17 protein-coding genes and 1 pseudogene are annotated in these 15,681 nt (G+C 69.2%); 6 read left to right on the plus strand and 12 right to left on the minus strand.

Annotated elements, in window-relative coordinates; all coding sequences use genetic code 11:
- Window positions 1-139: 139 nt before the first annotated feature.
- Entirely contained in the window at window positions 140-988 is an 849-nt protein-coding gene (locus tag SMA5143A_RS33480; RefSeq protein ID WP_107466608.1) for a 3-hydroxyacyl-CoA dehydrogenase family protein, read from the minus strand.
- Window positions 989-1,117: 129 nt separating this feature from the next.
- On the minus strand, window positions 1,118-1,759 hold the full coding sequence (locus tag SMA5143A_RS33485; protein ID WP_107466609.1) for a TetR/AcrR family transcriptional regulator: 642 nt from the start codon (window positions 1,757-1,759) through the stop codon (window positions 1,118-1,120).
- A gap of 88 nt (window positions 1,760-1,847) precedes the next feature.
- Here SMA5143A_RS33485 and SMA5143A_RS33490 point away from each other — a divergent pair, with 88 nt between their 5' ends.
- From SMA5143A_RS33490 to SMA5143A_RS33500, 3 genes are read left to right on the plus strand one after another with little or no spacing between them, the layout of a single operon-like run.
- Entirely contained in the window at window positions 1,848-2,630 is a 783-nt protein-coding gene (locus SMA5143A_RS33490) for an ABC transporter ATP-binding protein (protein ID WP_107466610.1), read from the plus strand.
- A 10-nt stretch (window positions 2,631-2,640) separates the two neighbouring features.
- On the plus strand, window positions 2,641-3,390 hold the full coding sequence (locus tag SMA5143A_RS33495) for an ABC transporter permease (protein ID WP_099967502.1): 750 nt from the start codon (window positions 2,641-2,643) through the stop codon (window positions 3,388-3,390).
- Between the two features lie 13 nt (window positions 3,391-3,403).
- Window positions 3,404-3,976: a cob(I)yrinic acid a,c-diamide adenosyltransferase gene (locus SMA5143A_RS33500; RefSeq protein WP_107466611.1), complete on the plus strand. Its 573-nt coding sequence runs from the start codon at window positions 3,404-3,406 to the stop codon at window positions 3,974-3,976.
- 79 nt (window positions 3,977-4,055) lie between these two features.
- Here the strand turns inward: SMA5143A_RS33500 and SMA5143A_RS33505 are convergent, their stop codons facing one another.
- Complete coding sequence (locus SMA5143A_RS33505) at window positions 4,056-4,637, minus strand: hypothetical protein (RefSeq protein WP_107466612.1); 582 nt, start codon at window positions 4,635-4,637, stop codon at window positions 4,056-4,058.
- 152 nt (window positions 4,638-4,789) lie between these two features.
- Here SMA5143A_RS33505 and SMA5143A_RS33510 point away from each other — a divergent pair, with 152 nt between their 5' ends.
- The 3 genes from SMA5143A_RS33510 (at window position 4,790) to SMA5143A_RS33520 (ending at window position 8,590) form a co-directional block, all read left to right on the plus strand.
- Complete coding sequence (locus SMA5143A_RS33510) at window positions 4,790-5,977, plus strand: sensor histidine kinase (protein WP_107466613.1); 1,188 nt, start codon at window positions 4,790-4,792, stop codon at window positions 5,975-5,977.
- Window positions 5,974-6,615, plus strand: a complete 642-nt coding sequence (locus tag SMA5143A_RS33515) for a response regulator (protein WP_107466614.1) — start codon at window positions 5,974-5,976, stop codon at window positions 6,613-6,615. The genes SMA5143A_RS33510 and SMA5143A_RS33515 overlap by 4 nt, the downstream gene beginning before the upstream one ends.
- A gap of 151 nt (window positions 6,616-6,766) precedes the next feature.
- Window positions 6,767-8,590 carry a glycoside hydrolase family 18 chitinase gene (locus SMA5143A_RS33520; protein ID WP_107466615.1) on the plus strand — a complete coding sequence of 608 codons (1,824 nt, stop codon included), beginning with the start codon at window positions 6,767-6,769 and terminating at the stop codon, window positions 8,588-8,590.
- A 14-nt stretch (window positions 8,591-8,604) separates the two neighbouring features.
- On the opposite strand, the gene SMA5143A_RS33525 is transcribed toward SMA5143A_RS33520, so the two are convergent.
- From SMA5143A_RS33525 to SMA5143A_RS33565, 9 genes and pseudogenes are all read right to left on the minus strand, one after another.
- Complete coding sequence (locus SMA5143A_RS33525; RefSeq protein WP_055514818.1) at window positions 8,605-9,057, minus strand: DUF2550 domain-containing protein; 453 nt, start codon at window positions 9,055-9,057, stop codon at window positions 8,605-8,607.
- 133 nt (window positions 9,058-9,190) lie between these two features.
- Window positions 9,191-9,565, minus strand: coding sequence for a F0F1 ATP synthase subunit epsilon (locus tag SMA5143A_RS33530; RefSeq protein ID WP_055514820.1), 375 nt, complete (start codon window positions 9,563-9,565; stop codon window positions 9,191-9,193).
- Between the two features lie 131 nt (window positions 9,566-9,696).
- On the minus strand, window positions 9,697-11,133 hold the full coding sequence (gene atpD, locus SMA5143A_RS33535; RefSeq protein ID WP_107466616.1) for a F0F1 ATP synthase subunit beta: 1,437 nt from the start codon (window positions 11,131-11,133) through the stop codon (window positions 9,697-9,699).
- Window positions 11,133-12,047 carry a F0F1 ATP synthase subunit gamma gene (locus SMA5143A_RS33540; protein WP_107466617.1) on the minus strand — a complete coding sequence of 305 codons (915 nt, stop codon included), beginning with the start codon at window positions 12,045-12,047 and terminating at the stop codon, window positions 11,133-11,135. The genes atpD and SMA5143A_RS33540 overlap by 1 nt, the downstream gene beginning before the upstream one ends.
- A gap of 21 nt (window positions 12,048-12,068) precedes the next feature.
- A complete protein-coding gene (gene atpA, locus SMA5143A_RS33545) occupies window positions 12,069-13,667 on the minus strand; it encodes a F0F1 ATP synthase subunit alpha (protein ID WP_107466618.1) in 1,599 nt (532 codons plus the stop codon).
- A gap of 119 nt (window positions 13,668-13,786) precedes the next feature.
- A complete protein-coding gene (locus SMA5143A_RS33550; protein ID WP_107466619.1) occupies window positions 13,787-14,602 on the minus strand; it encodes a F0F1 ATP synthase subunit delta in 816 nt (271 codons plus the stop codon).
- Window positions 14,599-15,144, minus strand: coding sequence for a F0F1 ATP synthase subunit B (locus SMA5143A_RS33555; protein WP_107466620.1), 546 nt, complete (start codon window positions 15,142-15,144; stop codon window positions 14,599-14,601). Before SMA5143A_RS33555 ends, SMA5143A_RS33550 begins: the two co-directional genes overlap by 4 nt.
- Before the next feature lie 41 nt (window positions 15,145-15,185).
- Window positions 15,186-15,431: a F0F1 ATP synthase subunit C gene (locus SMA5143A_RS33560; protein WP_107466621.1), complete on the minus strand. Its 246-nt coding sequence runs from the start codon at window positions 15,429-15,431 to the stop codon at window positions 15,186-15,188.
- Window positions 15,432-15,501: 70 nt separating this feature from the next.
- Window positions 15,502-15,681: pseudogene (locus SMA5143A_RS33565) on the minus strand (F0F1 ATP synthase subunit A); the annotation flags it as partial.

Here is a 15,681-nt window from a genome sequence, read left to right on the forward strand (position 1 = left end):
GCAACGTCTGACGGTGTTTGACACCGTCAGGTTGCCGTCTGTGAGCGAACCGATACCGAATTCACCTCAAGGGGTGATGCCCTGGAGGCTCAAGCGTTCACCTGGGCGGCACAGGCCGCGCGTGACGCGTGTGTCGGCGTCAGTGCTTGTAGAAGCCCTGCCCGCTCTTGCGGCCGATGTCACCGGCGTCCACCATCCGGCGCATCAGCTCCGGCGGGGCGAACTTCTCGTCCTGGGACTCGGTGTAGATGTTGCTGGTGGCGTGGAGCAGGATGTCGACGCCCGTCAGGTCGGCGGTGGCCAGCGGTCCCATCGCGTGGCCGAAGCCCAGCTTGCAGGCGAGGTCGATGTCCTCGGCGGTGGCGACGCCCGACTCGTACAGCTTCGCGGCCTCGACGACCAGCGCGGAGATCAGACGGGTCGTCACGAAGCCGGCGACGTCGCGGTTGACGACGATGCAGGTCTTGCCGACGGACTCGGCGAACTCCCGGGCGGTGGCGAGCGTCTCGTCGCTGGTCTTGTAGCCGCGGACCAGTTCGCAGAGCTGCATCATCGGGACGGGCGAGAAGAAGTGGGTGCCGACGACGCGCTCCGGGCGCTCCGTCACGGCCGCGATCTTGGTGATCGGGATGGCGGAGGTGTTGGAGGCGAGCACGGCGTCCTCGCGGACGACCTTGTCGAGCGTCCGGAAGACCTCGTGCTTCACTTCGAGCTTCTCGAAGACGGCTTCGACGACGATGTCCGCGTCGGCCGCCGCGTCGAGGTCGGTGGTGGTGGTGATCCGCCCCAGCGCCGCCTCGGCGTCCTCGGCCGTCAACTTGCCCTTGGCGACGAACTTGTCGTACGAGGCGGTGATGCCGCCGATGCCACGGTTCAGCGCCTCGTCGGTGACGTCGCGCAGGACGACGTCCCAGCCCGCCTGCGCGGACACCTGGGCGATACCGGACCCCATGAGTCCGGCTCCGATGACGGCGAGCTTCCGTGCCACTGTGCGACTCCCCTGGTACGCGCTGTTGATGTATTGCCTCTCGGGCGGACACTAGCGGTCGTGAGGGGCTGTGTGACCGCTTAGTAATGCGAGTCACGTCTCAATGGACGGACATCACACCGGCAGCGCTCACGCGGAGGGGCGGACGGCGTAGTTGAGCACTGTGTCGCTCAACAGGCCCTCCATCTCGTCCAGGAGGAGAAGCACCTCTCGGGAGACTTCGTCCGGATTGTGACCGGCGAGCATGCGGCGGCCGATGACGGCCATCGTCGTCTGGTGGACCCAGTTGATCTGACCGGCGATCAGGGTGGGCGCGGGGTCGTCGGCCGGGGCGCCGGTCTCCTCGCGGAGGACCTTCTCCAGGTTGTCCTGGATCTCCTGCTGGATGCTCCACAGCCGCGAGCGCAGTGCGGGCGCCTCGTGGATGACGCTCATGAAGCGGTCGTACCCCAGCATCAGACCGACGCGCGGCGAGACGGCCTCGACCTCGGCCCGCAGCTCCCGCAGGACGGCCGCGACGGCCGCCTCGCCCGGGTCGCGGCCGCGCACCCAGCGGCCGAGGCGCTCGACGATGCCCGCGCTGCGGTCGAAGAAGAGGTCCTCCTTGGAAGGGAAGTAGTTGTAGACGGTGTTCACCGAGACGTCGGCCGCGTCGGCCACGTCCGCCATCGTCACCGTCACGAAGCCGTGCTCCAGGAACAGGCCGGTGGCGATGTCCGAGATCCGTTGCCGTGTCTCGCGCTTCTTGCGCTCCCTGAGCCCCTCCGCCATGACCCCATCCTAGGCACCCCTTGATCATTGGAGCCTCTGAAAAATTGGGTCCATTGCAAAATTTCATGGACTCTGTTTTTCTGGGGCCATGCCCATCATCAGTACGGCCGGTCTGGCCCGTACCTTCCAGACGAAGCGCGGCCCCGTGGAGGCCGTGCGCGGAATCGACCTCACCGTCCGCTCCGGCGAGATCCTCGGCTTCCTCGGCCCGAACGGCGCCGGGAAGACCACCACCCTGCGGATGCTCACGACCCTGCTGCCCCCGACCGGCGGCGCGGCCACGGTCGCGGGCCACGACCTGGTGAAGGACCCGGCCGGAGTCCGCCGAGCCTGCGGCTATGTGGCGCAGTCGGGCGGGGTGGACCCGCAGATCACCGTGCGGGAGGAACTCGTCACCCAGGGGCGGCTCTACCGGCTGACGAAGGAACAGGCCGCCCGGCGGGCCCAGGAGTTGGCTCATGACCTCGACCTGACGGAGCTGCTCGACCGCAAGTGCGCCGCGCTCTCCGGCGGCCAACGCCGCCGGCTCGACATCGCCATGGCGCTCACCCATCGACCGCGGGTGCTGTTCCTCGACGAACCGACGACCGGACTCGACCCCGGCAGCCGCGCCGACCTGTGGGACCTGGTCCGTCGGCTGCGCGACGAGCACGGCACCACGGTCTTCCTGACGACGCATTACCTCGACGAGGCGGACGCCCTCTCCGACCGGCTGGTCGTGGTCGACGACGGGCGGATCGTGGCCGACGGCACCCCGAGCGCGCTCAAGCTCCGCCACGCCGGGTCGATCGACGCCTCGCTCCAGGACGCCTTCCTCGCCCTCACCGGCCGCGGTCCCGCCGCGGCCGACTCCACTCCCGTAGCCGTATAGGACTCCTCCGATGCTTCTGCACGACACGGCACTGATCTTCGGGCGTTACGCCCGCCAGACCCTGCGCTCGCGTTTCGCCATGCTGTTCGGCGTGCTCATGCCGCTGCTGTACCTGCTCTTCTTCGGCCCGCTGCTCACCGGCCTCCCGCTCGGCTCGCGCGGCAGTTCCTGGCAGGTGCTCGTGCCGGGCCTGCTGCTCCAGCTCAGCCTCTTCGGGGCCTCCTTCTCCGGCTTCATGATCATCCTGGAGAAGCAGTCCGGCGTGGTCGAACGGATGCGGGTCACCCCGGTGAGCCGACTGGCGCTGCTGCTGGGCCGGGTACTGCGGGACGCCGCGGTCTTCGTGTTCCAGGCGGTGCTGCTCGTCGTCGCGGCCCTGTTCATGGGGTTGCGCGCCCCGCTCGCCGGCATCCTCGTCGGCTTCGTCTTCGTGGCCCTGCTGACGGTCTCGCTCGCCTCGCTGTCGTACGCGCTCGCCATGAAGGCCCGCTCACAGCACGAGTTCGGTCCCGCGGTGAACGCCCTGACGATGCCGTCGATGCTCCTGTCGGGCCTGATGCTGCCGATGTCCCTGGCCCCCGGCTGGCTCGACCTCCTGTCCCGCTTCGTCCCGTTCCGCTATCTGGTGGACGCGATGCGGGACGCCTACGTCGGCCTCTACACGACGTCGTCCATGCTGTACGGCGTCCTCGCCGCGGTCGGTCTCACGACGCTGGCCGTGACGGTGGGCACACGGGTCTTCCGGACGGCCGGGGCGTAACTACGCTGGCCACATGGTCAATCTGACGCGCATCTACACCAGGACCGGCGACAAGGGCACCACCAACCTCGGGGACATGAGCCGGGTGCCCAAGACCGACCTGCGGATCTCGGCGTACGCGGACGCCAACGAGGCGAACGCGGCGATCGGGACGGCGATCGCACTGGGCGGGCTGGACGCGGAGATCGTGGAGGTCCTCACCCGCGTGCAGAACGACCTCTTCGACGTCGGCGCCGACCTGTCCACGCCCGTGGTCGAGAACCCGCAGTTCCCGCCCCTGCGCGTGGAGCAGTTCTACGTCGACAAGCTGGAGGCCGACTGCGACCGCTTCAACGAGCGGCTGGAGAAGCTGCGCTCGTTCATCCTGCCGGGCGGCACCCCCGGCGCGGCCCTCCTCCACCAGGCCTGCACGGTCGCCCGCCGCGCCGAACGCTCGACCTGGGCCGCCATGGAGGCCCACGGCGAGACCATGAACCCCCTCACCGCGACCTACCTCAACCGGCTCTCCGACCTGCTGTTCATCCTGGCCAGGGCCGCGAACCAGGAGGTCGGGGACGTCCTGTGGGTACCGGGCGGCGAACGCTGAGCACCGGAGAACCCCGGACACCACGACGAGGGGCGCGGGGCCGTGCGATCCGTCGCACGGCCCCGCGGCCCTCCGGCTCCTACCGCACCCCGGCCCGCTCCTTCTCGCGCTCGGCCTCCTCGGTACCCGCCGGTGCCTTCTTCGGCCAGATCGTGTAGGCGAGGGCGACCAGCCCGTGGATGCCGGCCGCGCGGAGCGCCGCCCACTGGAACGACCTCAGCGACGCGACGTTCCCGTCGTCGCCCACGTACCAGACGGCCGCCTGGAGCAGTGCCAGCGCGACACCGGCCGCCACCACGGTCCGCAGCCAGAGGGCACCCTCGTGCCGGGCCCTCGCCGTGCCGTACTTCGGCGGCCCCACCGGCTTCGGCCCGCCCGCCAGGCGATACGCGGCATGGCCGTCCAGCCGGCGGATCATGTAGTGGCCGTAGCCCACGGTGAACCCGATGTAGAGCGCCGCCAGGCCGTGCTCCCAGCTCGGCTCCGCGCCGTTCTTCAGATCGATCGCGGTCACCACGAAGAGCACCAGCTCCAGCACGGGCTCGCACAGCAGCAGGACCACACTCGTCCGGCGCCACCTCAGCAGATAGCGGACGGCCAGGGCGAGCGCCAGCAGCGCCCAGAAACCGACCTCGCAGGCGATGATCAACGCGACGATCACGACTCGCTCCTCTCGTTCACCCTTCCAGGCTCCCGGCGGGGTCGGCCGGAATCGTCGTCGGGGATGACGAACCCGCGGTACATCGAAGGATGCAGTCCAGGACCGTCCCCGGGCATCAGGCGGTGAGCAGTCGCGCCGTGTTGGATGGGGACATGGCCGTACGACCGCCCCGCCCGCACCCCTTCGACGTGCGCGCCGCCCTCGCCGGACTGCTCGGCGGCCTGCTGCTGTGGGGGCTCCACCTCGCGACCCGCCCCGCCCACGACCCGATCGTGCTGCTCGACGGGCGCTGGTGGATCCTGCTGCCCCTGGTCGTGACGGCGGCCTGCGAAGCGCTCCGCCGCACCCTGCCCCGCACCGCCCTGCTGGTCGGATGGGCCGCGCTGACCGTGGACACGATCACCCAGGGCAATCTGGTCACGCTGGTGATGTTCACCGACCTGGTGTACGCGGCCGTGCTCTACGGCCCGCCCGCCACCGCCCGCCGCGTCCTGTGGGTCTCCGGTGTGCTCACGGTGGTCGGCACGGTCGTGCCGGTGGCGATCTGGCAGGTGCCGAAGGCGGTGCTGATCGGCGCGGTCATCGGACTGGTCGCCTTCATGCCCGCCGCCACCGGCTGGATCGTCCGCAACCACCGCGACGCCGCCGAGGCCGCCCGGCTGCACGCCGAACAGACGGCGCTGCTCGCCGAGATGGACCGAGCCCAGGCCGTCGTGGCCGAACGGGCGCGCATGGCACGGGAGTTGCACGACCTGGTGGCCAACCATCTGTCCGCGATCGCGATCCACTCCACGGCCGCGCTCTCCCTCGACGACCCCGGCACCTCCCGGCAGGCCCTCGGGGTCATCCGCGAGAACAGCGTCGAGGGCCTCGCCGAGATGCGCCGGCTGATCGGCATCCTCAGGGACACCGGCGGCGACAAGGAACCGTCCGCCGCCCCCACCCTCGACGGACTCGGCGCCCTGGTCGAGGGCGCCCGCACCAACGGCCTGGACGTCACCCTCGACGCCGACCACGGCGACACCCTGCCCGCCCCCGTGGGCCTCGCGGCCTACCGCATCGTCCAGGAGTCCCTCACCAACGCCCTCAAACACGCCTGTCCCGGCCGCGTCACGGTGACCCTGCGGCAACCGAACGGGTCCCTCCACATCGCGGTGACCAGCCCGTACGGTGACCGGCCCGGCCCGAGCGCCCCCGGATCGGGCGCAGGCCTGGTCGGTATGCGGGAGCGGGTCGCACTGCTGGACGGCACCTTCGAGTCGGGCCCCGAGAGCGCGGAGCACGGCAAGATCTGGGTCGTACGCGCCTGCCTCCCGGTCACCGAAGGAGAACCCGCATGATCCGCGTCCTCGTCGCCGAGGACCAGTCCGCCGTACGCGCCGGGCTGGTCCTCATCCTGCGCAGCGCGCCCGACATCGAGGTCGTCGGCGAGGCGGCCGACGGGGAGCGGGCCGTGGCGCTCGCCCGGGAGCTGCGGCCCGATCTGGTGCTGATGGACGTTCAGATGCCGCGCCTCGACGGGGTGTCCGCGACCCGCCAGGTCGTCGCCGAGGGCCTGGCGGACGTACTCGTCCTCACCACCTTCGACCTCGACGAGTACGTGTTCGGGGCGCTGCGGGCGGGCGCCGCCGGGTTCCTGCTGAAGAACACCGAGGCGAAGGACCTGATCGCGGCCGTGCGGACGGTGGGGCGCGGCGAAGGGCTGATCGCCCCGGCCGTCACCCGGCGGCTGATCTCCGAGTTCGCTGCGGGGGCGGCCCGTGAGCCCTCGGTCGACCTGTCGGTGCTCGACGCGCTGACCCGACGGGAGCGCGAGGTGCTGTCCTGTCTCGGCGAGGGACTGCCCAACGCGGAGATCGCGGTGCGGCTCGACATGGCGGAGGCGACGGTGAAGACCCATGTGAGCCGGCTCCTCGGCAAGCTCGACCTGCGTAGCCGCGTCCAAGCGGCCGTGCTCGCCCAGGAACTGGGGATCTGACCCGCCGGAGGGGTGTCCGGCGGCCCTCGGGCGAGCTGCCCGGCGTCGCGCACTGGTCCAGACCCATTGACCTATGGTCCAGACCTTTCTATTCTCGCCGCACTGCGCCACGTCATGCTCATGCTCACGACACCCCACAAGGAGGCGCGTCATGCGCTTCAGGCACAGACTCGCGGCGGGCTTCGCCACCCTGCTGCTTCCCCTGACGGGCCTGGTCGGCCTCGCGACCCCGGCCCACGCGGCGACGGAAGCCACCGCCACCTACGCCAAACCCCAGGACTGGGGCAGCGGCTTCGAAGGAAAGTGGACCGTCAAGAACACCGGCACCACCACGCTGGGCTCCTGGACCGTCGAGTGGGACTTCCCCTCCGGAACGTCGGTCACCTCGGCCTGGGACGCCGACGTGACCTCCTCCGGCTCCCACTGGACCGCCAAGAACAAGTCCTGGAACGGCTCCCTCGCCCCGGGCGCCTCCGTCTCCTTCGGTTTCAACGGGAGCGGCTCAGGCTCCCCGGCGAACTGCAAGCTGAACGGCGGCAGCTGCGACGGCGGCCCCGGCGTCCCCGGTGACGCGGCGCCCTCCGCCCCCGGCACCCCGACCGCGTCCGGTGTCACCGAGACCTCGGTCAAGCTCAGCTGGAGCGCGGCCACCGACGACAAGGGCATCAAGAACTACGACGTCCTGCGCGGCGGCAGCAAGGTCGCCACCGTCACCGGCACCACCTACACCGACACCGGTCTGACCGCCGGCACCGACTACTCCTACACCATCCAGGCCCGCGACACCGCCGACCAGACCGGCCCGCTCAGCGGCGCGGTCGCCGTCCGCACCACCGGCGGGGTCGTCGACCCGCCACCCGGCTCCAAGGTCAAGCTCGGCTACTTCACCGAGTGGGGCGTCTACGGCCGCAACTACCACGTCAAGAACCTGGTGACCTCGGGCACGGCAGCCAAGATCACCCACATCAATTACGCCTTCGGCAACGTCAAGAACGGCCAGTGCGTCCTGGACGACTCCTACGCGGCCACCGACAAGGCGTACACCGCCGACCAGTCCGTCAGCGGCACCGCCGACACCTGGGACCAGCCGCTGCGCGGCAACTTCAACCAGCTGCGCCAGCTCAAGGCGAAGTACCCGCACATCAAGGTCCTGTACTCCTTCGGCGGCTGGACCTACTCCGGCGGCTTCGGCCAGGCCGCGCAGAACCCGGCCGCGTTCGCCAAGTCCTGCAAGGCCGTCGTGGAGGACCCGCGCTGGGCCGATGTCTTCGACGGCATCGACATCGACTGGGAGTACCCGAACGCCTGCGGTCTGACCTGCGACACCAGCGGGCCGGCGGCCCTCAAGAACCTGATGTCGGCACTGCGCACCGAGTTCGGCGCGAACTACCTGGTCACCGCGGCCATCACCGCCGACGGCTCCTCCGGCGGCAAGATAGACGCGGCCGACTACGGCGGCGCCGCCCAGTACCTCGACTGGTACAACGTGATGACGTACGACTACTTCGGCGCCTTCGACAAGGACGGCCCGACCGCCCCGCACTCCCCGCTCACCTCGTACCCCGGGATCCCGCAGGCGGGCTTCAACTCCGCCGACGCCATGGCCAAGCTGAAGTCGAAGGGCGTCCCCTCCGCGAAGCTCCTGCTCGGCATCGGCTTCTACGGCCGCGGCTGGACCGGCGTCACCCAGTCCGCCCCCGGCGGAGCGGCCACCGGCGCGGCGCCCGGCACCTACGAGGCGGGCATCGAGGACTACAAGGTCCTGAAGAACTCCTGCCCGGTCACCGGCACCGTCGCCGGCACGGCCTACGCGTACTGCGGCGGCAACTGGTGGAGCTACGACACGCCCGCCACCATCGGCACCAAGATGACCTGGGCGAAGAACCAGAACCTGGGCGGCGCGTTCTTCTGGGAGTTCAGCGGCGACACGAGCAACGGAGAGCTGGTGACCGCGATCAACAACGGTCTGAAGTGACCGGCTGAGCTAGGTCACGCGACGTTGACGCGCTGTCCGGGCGGGGCTGCCTCCAGCCACGCGAGGAAACCGGTCAGCGCGTCCTCGCTCATCGCCAGCTCCAGACGCGTGCCCCGGTGGAGACAGACCAGGATGATGTCGTCGGGCAGGAGCACCAGCTCCTCGCCGTCCGGGGTGCGGCGGCCGGCCACCTCGATCGCCGAGCGTTCCAGGACGCGGCGCGGGCGGGGCGAGTACGAGAAGATCCGGAACCATTCGATGCGGTCCCCGTTGTAGCGGGCGATGCCGTAGCCCCAGCCCTTGCCCTTCTCCTCGCCGCCCACGGGTTTCTCCGGGGCGTCCCACCGCAGGCTGCAGTTGAAGGTTCCACCGGAGCGCTGGATCAGTCGGCGGCGCAGTCCGAAGACGACGAGCCCCACCACCACGAGCGCGATCACCGACCCGCACACAGTCAGAGCGAGGACCATCGACACCGACCTCCTCGTCTCCTAGGTAATGGAACGTAAAAAACACCCGTATTCACCTCAGCCGCGGCCGGATCAGGATGTTTCCATCCAGACCCGGCCGCGGCTGAGACACAGCATCACACGGCGCACCCGTTCAGCGCGCCGACACCGTCCGCAGTCGGACGTCCGCGCGGCGCTCGGCGGCGGCGTCGCCCTCCGCCTTCGCCCGCTCCAGCTCGCGCTCCACGCGCTGGACGTCGATCTCGTCGGCCAGCTCGGCGACCTCCGCCAGCAGGGACAGCTTGTTGTCCGCGAACGAGATGAATCCACCGTGCACGGCGACGACGACGGTGCCGCCCTCACTCGTACGGATGGTCACGGGGCCCGACTCCAGCACACCGAGCAGCGGCTGGTGACCGGGCATGACGCCGATGTCGCCGGACGTGGTGCGTGCGACGACCAGGGTGGCCTGGCCCGACCAGACCTCTCGGTCGGCCGCGACCAGCGCGACGTGCAGCTCAGCAGCCAAGGTGGCTCCTCGGGTCACCACCCGGCGGTTCCGCCGGGTGTTGGGTTCAATTCTAGAGGGAGTACAGAGAGGGGCGGGACGCACCCCTAGAGGTGTGGTCTCGCCCCCCACTGTTCACGAGTCGCCGGGCGTCAGCTGACGCCGAGCTCCTTCGCGTTCTTCTTGAGGTCCTCAAGACCACCGCACATGAAGAACGCCTGCTCCGGGAAGTGGTCGTACTCACCGTCGATGATCGCGTTGAACGCGGCGATCGACTCGTCCAGCGGCACGTCCGACCCGTCGACGCCGGTGAACTGCTTGGCGACGTGGGTGTTCTGGGACAGGAAGCGCTCCACGCGACGGGCACGGTGGACGACGAGCTTGTCCTCCTCGCCGAGCTCGTCGATACCGAGGATCGCGATGATGTCCTGCAGGTCCTTGTACTTCTGCAGGATGCTCTTCACGCGCATGGCGGCCGTGTAGTGGTCCGCCGCGATGTACCGCGGGTCGAGGATGCGGGACGTCGAGTCCAGCGGGTCCACGGCCGGGTAGATGCCCTTCTCGGAGATCGGACGGGAGAGAACCGTCGTCGCGTCGAGGTGGGCGAAGGTGGTGGCCGGGGCCGGGTCGGTCAGGTCGTCCGCAGGGACGTAGATCGCCTGCATCGAGGTGATCGAGTGACCACGGGTCGAGGTGATGCGCTCCTGGAGGAGACCCATCTCGTCGGCCAGGTTCGGCTGGTAGCCCACCGCGGAGGGCATACGGCCGAGCAGGGTCGACACCTCGGAACCGGCCTGGGTGAAGCGGAAGATGTTGTCGATGAAGAACAGCACGTCCTGCTTCTGCACATCGCGGAAGTACTCCGCCATGGTCAGACCGGCGAGGGCCACGCGCAGACGGGTGCCCGGGGGCTCGTCCATCTGACCGAAGACCAGCGCGGTCTTGTCGATGACGCCGGAGTCCGACATCTCCTCGATGAGGTCGTTGCCTTCACGGGTGCGCTCACCGACACCGGCGAACACCGACACACCGTCGTGGTTGTTGGCGACGCGGTAGATCATCTCCTGGATGAGCACCGTCTTGCCGACGCCGGCACCGCCGAACAGACCGATCTTTCCACCCTTGACGTACGGGGTGAGGAGGTCGATGACCTTGACGCCGGTCTCGAACATCTCGGTCTTCGACTCGAGCTCGTCGAAGTTCGGGGCCTTGCGGTGGATGCCCCAGCGCTCGCCCGTGTACTGCTCGTCGACGTTCAGCACCTCACCGAGGGTGTTGAACACCTTGCCCTTGGTGAAGTCGCCGACCGGCACGGTGATGGAGGCGCCGGTGTCGGTGACCGGGGCCTGGCGGACCAGACCGTCGGTGGGCTGCATGGAGATGGTGCGGACCAGGCCGTCACCCAGGTGCTGGGCGACCTCCAGGGTCAGCGTCTTCTTCTCACCCTCGTTCGCCGGGTCGGAGACCTCGACGTGCAGGGCGTTGTAGATGTCGGGCATCGCGTCGACGGGGAACTCCACGTCGACGACCGGGCCGATGACCCGGGCGACGCGGCCCGTGGCAACGGCCGTCTCAGAAGTCGTCGTCATTACTTGTCACTCCCCGCGGTCGCGTCGGCAAGGGCTGCGGAGCCACCGACGATCTCGCTGATTTCCTGGGTGATTTCGGCCTGGCGGGCCGCGTTGGCAAGACGGGAGAGCGTGTTGATCAGCTCGCCCGCGTTGTCGGTCGCCGACTTCATCGCGCGGCGGGTGGCGGCGTGCTTGGAAGCAGCCGACTGAAGCAGCGCGTTGTAGATACGGCTCTCGACGTAGCGCGGCAGCAGGGCGTCGAGGACGTCCTCCGCCGACGGCTCGAAGTCGTACAGCGGCAGGATCTCGCCCGTCGGCTTCTCCTCCGCGACCTCGTCGAGGCTGAGCGGCAGCAGACGCGCGTCGAGCGCCTGCTGCGTCATCATCGACACGAACTCGGTGTACACGATGTGGAGCTCGTCCACGCCGCCGTCCGCCGTGTCCGTCTCGATGGCCTCGATCAGGGGCGCCGCGACCTTCTTGGCGTCCGCGTACGAGGGCTCGTCGGTGAAGCCGGTCCACTGGTCCGCGATCTTGCGCTCGCGGAAGTTGTAGTGGGCGACACCGCGGCGGCCGACGATGTACGTGTCGACCTGCTTGCCCTCGGACTCCAGCCGTGCCGTCAGCTGCTCCGCGGCCTTGATGGCGTTGGAGTTGAAGGCACCGGCCAGACCCCGGTCACTCGTCAGCAGCAGCACTGCGGAACGCGTGACCGTCTCGGCCTGCGTGGTCAGCGGGTGCTTGGTGTTCGAACCAGTCCCCACCGCCGTGACCGCGCGGGTGAGCTCGGTCGCGTACGGCGTGGAGGCCGCCACCTTGCGCTGCGCCTTGACGACGCGCGAGGCGGCGATCATCTCCATCGCCTTGGTGATCTTCTTGGTCGCGGTGACGGATCGGATGCGACGCTTGTAGACCCGGAGCTGAGCTCCCATGAGTCAGGTCCCTTCCTTACGTCACTTGGAGACGCTGACGGCCGCCGGAGCGTCCTCGCCGAGCAGCTTGCCGTCCGAGGTCTCGAACTGCTTCTTGAAGTCGACGATCGCGTCGGCGACAGCAGTCAGCGTGTCGTCCGAGAGCTTGCCGCCCTCCTTGATGGAGGTCATGAGGCCCTGCTCCTTGCGGTGCAGGTACTCCAGCAGCTCCTTCTCGAAGCGGCGGATGTCGGCGACCGGGACGTCGTCCATCTTGCCGGTGGTGCCGGCCCACACGGAGACGACCTGGTCCTCGGTGGACATCGGCTCGTACTGGGCCTGCTTCAGCAGCTCGACCATGCGCTGGCCGCGCTCCAGCTGGGCCTTCGACGCGGCGTCCAGGTCGGAACCGAAGGCGGCGAACGCCTCCAGCTCACGGAACTGGGCGAGGTCCACGCGCAGACGACCGGAGACCTGCTTCATCGCCTTGTGCTGGGCGGAACCACCGACTCGGGAGACGGAGATACCGACGTTCAGCGCGGGACGCTGACCGGCGTTGAAGAGGTCCGACTCCAGGAAGCACTGGCCGTCGGTGATGGAGATGACGTTGGTCGGGATGAACGCCGAGACGTCGTTGGCCTTGGTCTCGACGATCGGCAGACCGGTCATCGAGCCCTTGCCCATGTCGTCGGAGAGCTTCGCGCAGCGCTCCAGCAGACGGGAGTGCAGGTAGAAGACGTCACCCGGGTAGGCCTCACGGCCCGGCGGACGGCGCAGCAGCAGCGACACGGCGCGGTAGGCGTCGGCCTGCTTCGAGAGGTCGTCGAAGATGATGAGGACGTGCTTGCCCTCGTACATCCACTGCTGACCGATGGCCGAACCGGTGTACGGCGCCAGGTACTTGAAGCCGGCCGGGTCGGACGCCGGGGCGGCGACGATGGTCGTGTACTCGAGCGCGCCGTTCTCCTCCAGCGCGCGGCGGACCGACGCGATGGTCGAGCCCTTCTGGCCGATGGCGACGTAGATGCAGCGGACCTGCTTGTTCACGTCGCCGGAGCGCCAGTTGTCGCGCTGGTTGATGATCGTGTCGACGGCCAGGGCGGTCTTGCCGGTCTGGCGGTCACCGATGATCAGCTGACGCTGACCACGGCCGATCGGGGTCATCGCGTCGACGGCCTTGTAGCCGGTCTCCATCGGCTCGTGCACCGACTTGCGCTGCATGACCGTGGGGGCCTGCAGCTCGAGGGCGCGACGACCGCTGGTCTCGATCTCGCCGAGGCCGTCGATCGGGTTGCCGAGCGGGTCGACGACGCGGCCGAGGTAGCCCTCGCCCACGGCGACCGACAGGACCTCGCCGGTACGGGTGACCGGCTGGCCCTCCTCGATACCGCTGAACTCACCGAGGACGATGGCGCCGATCTCGCGCTCTTCCAGGTTCAGCGCGAGGCCGAGGGTGCCGTCCTCGAACTTCAGCAGTTCGTTGGCCATGGCCGAGGGAAGACCCTCGACCTTCGCGATGCCGTCGCCGGCAAGGGTGACCGTACCGACCTCCTCGCGCGAGGCCGCGTCCGGCTTGTACGACTGGACGAAGTTCTCCAGCGCGTCCCGGATCTCCTCCGGCCGGATCGTGAGCTCCGCCATCTGGGTTCCCTGCTCTCCTTGTTGGGCCCGAAGTTTCAACTTGGGGGTCTGGGGGCGACCCCCAGGAATCCTCTGCACGGCCCAACCGGGCCGTAGGTACGTACTGCGTATGAAGTTGCTCAGCTCGCCAGTCGGCGGCCGGCGTCCTCGAGTCGGTCCGCGATCGAACCGTTGATGATCTCGTCGCCGACCTGCACCCGGATCCCGCCGAGGACGTCGGGGTCCACGTCGAGGTTGAGGTGCATCGGGCGGCCGTAGAGCTTCGCCAGGGCGGCGCCGAGGCGCTGCTTCTGGGTGTCGCTCAGCGGGACCGCCGAGGTGACGACGGCGACCATGCGGTTGCGGCGCGCGGCGGCGAGCTGGGACAGGGACTCGAGTCCCGCCTCCAGGCTACGTCCCCGCGGCGCGGTCACAAGGCGCGTCACCAGACGCTCGGTGGTGGCCTGGGCACGGCCGCCGAGCAGGCTGCGGAGCAGCTCGCCCTTGGCAGACGCGCCCGCGGCGCGGTCGGTCAGCGCGGACCGCAGCCCGGTGTTCGAGGCGACGATCCGGCCGAACCGGAACAGCTCGTCCTCGACGTCGTCGAGCGTGCCCGACGTCTGCGCGGCGGTGAGGTCGGCCAGGGCGGCCAGCTCCTCCAGCGCGTCCACCAGGTCGCGCGACTGCGACCACCGGGAACGCACCAGGCCCGCAACCAGGTCGGCGGTGGTCCCGCTGACCTGGCCGCCGAGGATGCGCCCGGCCAGTTCGGCCTTGGCCTCGCCGGCCTGCGCCGGGTCGGTGAGGACCCGACGCAGCGACACCTCGCGGTCGAGCAGCGCGGTGACGGCGGCCAGCTCGTCGGCGAGCGCGGCCGCGTCCACGGACGTGGAGTCCGTCAGCGCGTCGAGACGCTCACGTGCGGCTGCCAGGGCCTCGCGGCTCGCTCCGTTCATCGCGTCGCCTCGGCCTTCTCCTCGAGGTCGTCGAGGAAGCGGTCGATGACGCGGCTCTGCCGGGCGTGGTCCTCGAGGGACTCACCGACGAGCTTGCCGGCCAGGTCGGTGGCGAGCTTGCCGACGTCCTGGCGCAGCGCGGAAGCGGCGGCCTTGCGGTCGGCCTCGATCTGGGCGTGACCGGCGGCGACGATCTCCTCACGCTGCCGCTGGCCCTCGGCGCGCATCTCGGCGATGAGCGTGGCGCCCTGCTCCTGCGCCTCCTGGCGCAGTCGCGCGGCCTCGTGCCGGGCCTCGGCGAGCTGAGCCTTGTACTGCTCGAGCACGCTCTGGGCCTCGGTCTGCGCGGCCTCAGCCTTCTCGATACCGCCCTCGATGGCCTCGCGGCGCTCTTCCAGAACCTTGTTGATGTTCGGGAGGAGCTTCTTGGCGAGGAAGCCGAAGACGATGACGAAGGCGATCAGGCCGATGACGAGCTCGGGGATCGGCGGGATGAGGGGGTTTTCGGCCTCCCCACCAGCCGCCAGGTTAACCAGGCTCATATCAGTGCCTTCCGTCTAAAGGGGCGGTCCGACGAACCTGGTCAGGAGCTCGGGTAGACGAACGGCATGACCAGACCGATCAGGGCGAGCGCCTCACAGAAGGCGAAGCCGAGGATCTGGTTGGCGCGGATCAGGCCGGCCGCCTCGGGCTGGCGGGCGAGGGCCTGGGTGCCGTTACCGAAGATGATGCCGACGCCGACGCCCGGGCCGATGGCCGCCAGGCCGTAACCGATGGAGCCAAGGTTGCCCATGATCTGAGTCTCGGCGAGGGTCTGGAGAGCGGACATGCCGGTTCTTCCTTCTCTTTCAATGACCGGTGGGGGTTGGCCACCGGATGTCTGGTGGTGGTCGGGGCTCTCAGTGGTGCTCGGCGAGAGCGCCCTGGATGAAGCTGCAGGTCAGCAGTACGAAGACGTACGCCTGAACGGCCTGGATGAAGAGCTCGAAGGCGGTCATCACGATGACCATCGTGAAGGACACGGCGGAGTAGGCGATGCCGATGCCGTTGAGCATGTACCAGGTGGCGATCGTGAAGAG

This window comes from Streptomyces sp. MA5143a, assembly GCF_900290235.1.
Taxonomy (GTDB): Bacteria; Actinomycetota; Actinomycetes; order Streptomycetales; family Streptomycetaceae; genus Streptomyces.

Excerpts from the sequence above, each read along its gene's own strand:
- SMA5143A_RS33485 (WP_107466609.1), bottom strand. The coding sequence starts at position 1,759 with ATGGCGGAGGGGCTCAGGGAGCGCAAGAAGCGCGAGACACGGCAACGG.
- SMA5143A_RS33490 (WP_107466610.1), top strand. The coding sequence starts at position 1,848 with ATGCCCATCATCAGTACGGCCGGTCTGGCCCGTACCTTCCAGACGAAG.
- SMA5143A_RS33495 (WP_099967502.1), top strand. The coding sequence starts at position 2,641 with ATGCTTCTGCACGACACGGCACTGATCTTCGGGCGTTACGCCCGCCAG.
- SMA5143A_RS33500 (WP_107466611.1), top strand. The coding sequence starts at position 3,404 with ATGGTCAATCTGACGCGCATCTACACCAGGACCGGCGACAAGGGCACC.
- SMA5143A_RS33510 (WP_107466613.1), top strand. The coding sequence starts at position 4,790 with ATGGCCGTACGACCGCCCCGCCCGCACCCCTTCGACGTGCGCGCCGCC.
- SMA5143A_RS33515 (WP_107466614.1), top strand. The coding sequence starts at position 5,974 with ATGATCCGCGTCCTCGTCGCCGAGGACCAGTCCGCCGTACGCGCCGGG.
- SMA5143A_RS33520 (WP_107466615.1), top strand. The coding sequence starts at position 6,767 with ATGCGCTTCAGGCACAGACTCGCGGCGGGCTTCGCCACCCTGCTGCTT.
- SMA5143A_RS33525 (WP_055514818.1), bottom strand. The coding sequence starts at position 9,057 with ATGGTCCTCGCTCTGACTGTGTGCGGGTCGGTGATCGCGCTCGTGGTG.
- atpD (WP_107466616.1), bottom strand. The coding sequence starts at position 11,133 with ATGACGACGACTTCTGAGACGGCCGTTGCCACGGGCCGCGTCGCCCGG.
- SMA5143A_RS33540 (WP_107466617.1), bottom strand. The coding sequence starts at position 12,047 with ATGGGAGCTCAGCTCCGGGTCTACAAGCGTCGCATCCGATCCGTCACC.
- atpA (WP_107466618.1), bottom strand. The coding sequence starts at position 13,667 with ATGGCGGAGCTCACGATCCGGCCGGAGGAGATCCGGGACGCGCTGGAG.
- SMA5143A_RS33550 (WP_107466619.1), bottom strand. The coding sequence starts at position 14,602 with ATGAACGGAGCGAGCCGCGAGGCCCTGGCAGCCGCACGTGAGCGTCTC.
- SMA5143A_RS33555 (WP_107466620.1), bottom strand. The coding sequence starts at position 15,144 with ATGAGCCTGGTTAACCTGGCGGCTGGTGGGGAGGCCGAAAACCCCCTC.
- SMA5143A_RS33560 (WP_107466621.1), bottom strand. The coding sequence starts at position 15,431 with ATGTCCGCTCTCCAGACCCTCGCCGAGACTCAGATCATGGGCAACCTT.